The sequence below is a fragment of the Stieleria sp. JC731 genome, assembly GCF_020966635.1.
In the GTDB taxonomy this organism is placed as follows: Bacteria; Planctomycetota; Planctomycetia; order Pirellulales; family Pirellulaceae; genus Stieleria.
On sequence record NZ_JAJKFQ010000010.1, the window covers coordinates 1 to 3,321 of the forward strand.

General features: G+C 52.5%; 4 protein-coding genes. All 4 read left to right on the forward strand.

From position 1 onward, the window contains the following. The first annotated feature begins 641 nt into the window (after window positions 1-641). A complete protein-coding gene (locus LOC67_RS16965) occupies window positions 642-1,064 on the forward strand; it encodes a hypothetical protein (protein ID WP_230263830.1) in 423 nt (140 codons plus the stop codon). A gap of 526 nt (window positions 1,065-1,590) precedes the next feature. Then, window positions 1,591-1,716 (forward strand): hypothetical protein, encoded by a 126-nt coding sequence (locus LOC67_RS27385; RefSeq protein ID WP_261366980.1) that lies wholly within the window; start codon window positions 1,591-1,593, stop codon window positions 1,714-1,716. A 9-nt stretch (window positions 1,717-1,725) separates the two neighbouring features. After that, window positions 1,726-2,061 carry an SMI1/KNR4 family protein gene (locus LOC67_RS16970; RefSeq protein WP_230263831.1) on the forward strand — a complete coding sequence of 112 codons (336 nt, stop codon included), beginning with the start codon at window positions 1,726-1,728 and terminating at the stop codon, window positions 2,059-2,061. Window positions 2,062-2,687: 626 nt separating this feature from the next. Beyond that, window positions 2,688-3,149 carry a DUF6869 domain-containing protein gene (locus LOC67_RS16975; protein WP_230263833.1) on the forward strand — a complete coding sequence of 154 codons (462 nt, stop codon included), beginning with the start codon at window positions 2,688-2,690 and terminating at the stop codon, window positions 3,147-3,149. The last annotated feature ends 172 nt before the right edge of the window (window positions 3,150-3,321 follow it).

Below are 3,321 nucleotides of genomic sequence, written 5' to 3' on the forward strand. Positions count from 1 at the left end.
CGACAGCGATGTGGTGCCGACCGTGGTCGTGTGTACCACGCGAACCATGCCGTGCACGCGAAGGTCGGGAGTCGTGTTTTATTGAAGTGGTAAGTCCACCGCCCGACCTCGGTGACGGCTGCCGTTCGCGTGGATGGTTGTGCCTGCGATAACCAACGCCTGTTTTCGATGCTGACGGATCTGGCCCATCTGATCGCACCTGACAACCATTAGCCGATCGCCGCAATTGAGTTCACGGTTTGTTAGTGGTTGCTGATCGCGGCCCATGTGATTTCGGGAAACGTCAGTTTCCTATTGATCGCAATTGAATTCACGGTTTGATTGTCGTTTGCGAACTCGACCCTTCGGATTTCAAGTGGCAACAGTTTCTTGTTTATCGCATCTGACGTCACGGTTTGAATCGGCTTCCAGTTAGCTGATCAAACGCCCTTTCCGCCGGCCGATATACCTATGCTCGTTCCCCTTGTCGATTCGAATCTAGTAGACTGTTTGACAGCGATGTGCTGCCGGCTGTGGTCGTGGGTACCACGCGAACCTGTTGGTGCACCGAAGTCGGCGAGTCGACGACTTTTGGGTTTTAGTTTCACCTCAACCGCGCCGACTCGGTGACCATGACCGTTACGTCAGCATGAAACGAGAAAGTGAGCGAGAATCCCTACTCAGCGCCAAGCGAAGAACTCAATGCCAAGATATCAAGCGTTGGCATCCCCGCGTTATTGTTGCTTGTACTTCTACTGCTCACCATTTTTGTTGATGCGTGGTACGTCATCATGTTCTTCCTTGACTTGCAGAACGCCGCGCAGGGAATGGGATGGTCCTTCTGGATGGTGCGAGATTGGACATTCCCTATTGGTCTATCGATTGTAATAGCAGCGCATTGCGTCATCTTTGCCGCGATGGTGTCTGTTCTGCGTCGTCGCCGGTACAAACTGTCAGTCATCGGGTGCATTGTCTCGCTAATCCCCGTTTTGAGTCCCGGCATTATCCTTGGCTTTCCGCTTGCGATATGGTGTCTCGTACTGCTGTCGCGGCCCAGTGTGCGATCTGAGTTCTCATCGAATTGACGTAACAATCGCGTGCACCGGTGTACGCGAGTCAATCGGTTTGGCAGTTGAAAATCTTCCGCGCGTACCCGGTGACGCGTGACGTTCGCGCGGGTAGTTGGACTGCTTGATGACTCATCTCGTTCTCAGTTGGTCATCGCCCTTCGCAATATAAAGCGTTTGGATCCGGCCCTTCTGATTTCAAGTGTCAACAGATAGCTGATAGCTGCAATTGAATTTACGGTTGATTGTTGCTCGTGAACACGGCCCACGAGATTTCACGAGACGACAGTTTCCTATCGATCGCAACTGAATTCACGGTTTGATTATGTTGCTTGAACATCGCCCATCTGAATTCACGGGTCAGCAGTTGCCTGTCTATCGCTTCTGATGTGACGGTTTGATTTCGGCTCCGAGATAGTGGATCAAACGCCCTTTCCGCCAGCCGGAAAATCTATGCTCGTTCCCCTTCGCGATTCCGATCGGGTAGACTTGTCAGCAGCGATGTGATGCAGGCTGTGGTCGTGTGTACCACGCGAACCATGACATGAACCGAAGTGACGGAGTCGGGGTTTCTGAAGTGGTGTGTCATCCGCCGTCACTCGGTTATGTCCGCCGTTCGTCGATGGAAGTTGGCATCGGCATCTCGCTCTTGATCTTGGTTGTGAATTAAATCTGTATTATGGAACAAACCGACATTGACCGCATTGAATCTACGCTAGGAATCAAGATTCCCGAGAGGCATGCGCAGTTCCTGAAGAATTACAGCTTCCAGGAGCCGCAGGACTTCTTAATGGTTGATGCCGAAACGATGATTTTTGAGAATGACAATCCCGACTGGGATTCGAACTTCCTCATCGTCGGAAATGATGGTTGTGGCAATCCGCTGTGCCTTCGTCTTTCGCCGCCATCCAACGAACTCTGGATCTGTGAGTTCGATCCGCCTGACGGATTCAGCGTACACATGACTTGCGAAGAACTTGAAGAGATTTACGGCAGATTTGAGTCCAATGCCTGAAAACACGACGAACCATGGGTTGCAACGGAGCGGGCGAGCTATGCGTTTCGATAATAGAAAGTCGCTTGCGCCCGCCCGCTGAACCCCGCCGTTCGCGCGGGTAGGTGAACTGTTGAACGACTTATCTTCCTTTCCGATAGGCATCGCCCTTTGCACTACACGGCGTTTGGAACTGGCCCATCTGAAGTAACGTCGCAACCGTTAGCTGATCGCCGCAAATGATTCTGCGGTTTGATAGTCGCTGCTGAATCCAGCCCATCTGATTTCGACGGACATCAGCTTTTAATCAATCGCAATTGAATTCACGGTTTAATTGTCCTGCTTGAACAACACCCTTCGGATTTCACGATGCGTCAGTTTCCTGATAATCGCTTCTGATGTTATGGTTTGATCCCTGCTTGGAGATTGCTGGTCAAACGCCCTACCCGCCGGCTGAAATATCAATGCTCGTTCCCCTTGGCCATTCCGATCGGGTAGACTTGTCACCAGCGATGTGGTGCCGACTGTGGTCGTGAGTACCTCGCGAACCATGACATGAACCGAAGTGACGGAGTCGAGGTTTTTGAAGTGGTGAGTCGCCCGCCGTCACTCGGTTATGTCCGCCGTTCGCCAACTGAAGATACCGCATGACTCTGACTGATCCGCGATGGGACGATCTGACGAATTCGGACTGGGACGCCTTTGCCATCGCGTGGAATGCAGAATTGAGCGGCAATGATTCTCCGCAACCACTTCCTGAGCTTCCCTGGCTTCTTGACGATCCACCGACCACCGCGAGCGAACATGTAGTGCCCATGAATTTCACGGCTTCACCAGAAGCGCAATGGAAGTTCATTCTCGCCGCTTACTGGCATGGAAACGAAAACACTCACGGGCATCTTGCCGCCGGACCTGTCGAACATCTGCTGGGGAACCATGGCGACGACTACATTGCGTTGGTCGAACAGTTGGCCAGCGACGATCCACTATTTGCTGCGATGCTTCGAGGATGCTACCAATACCGAATGTCAGACGAGGTTTGGCGTCGACTTTGCATTGCTCGCGGGGAGGATGGCGAACCATCGGATGCACGTGAGTCGCCGAGCTGAGTTTAATGAAGTGGTACGTCGTTCGCGGCGACCACGTGATCCGTATCGTTCGCGCGAGTAGATGAACCGCTGACTGAGTCATCTCTCTCAGTTAGTCATCGTCTATTGCGGTTTAAAGCATTTTGATCCGGCCCATTTGATTTCACGTGGCAACTGTAAGCGGATCGCCGCA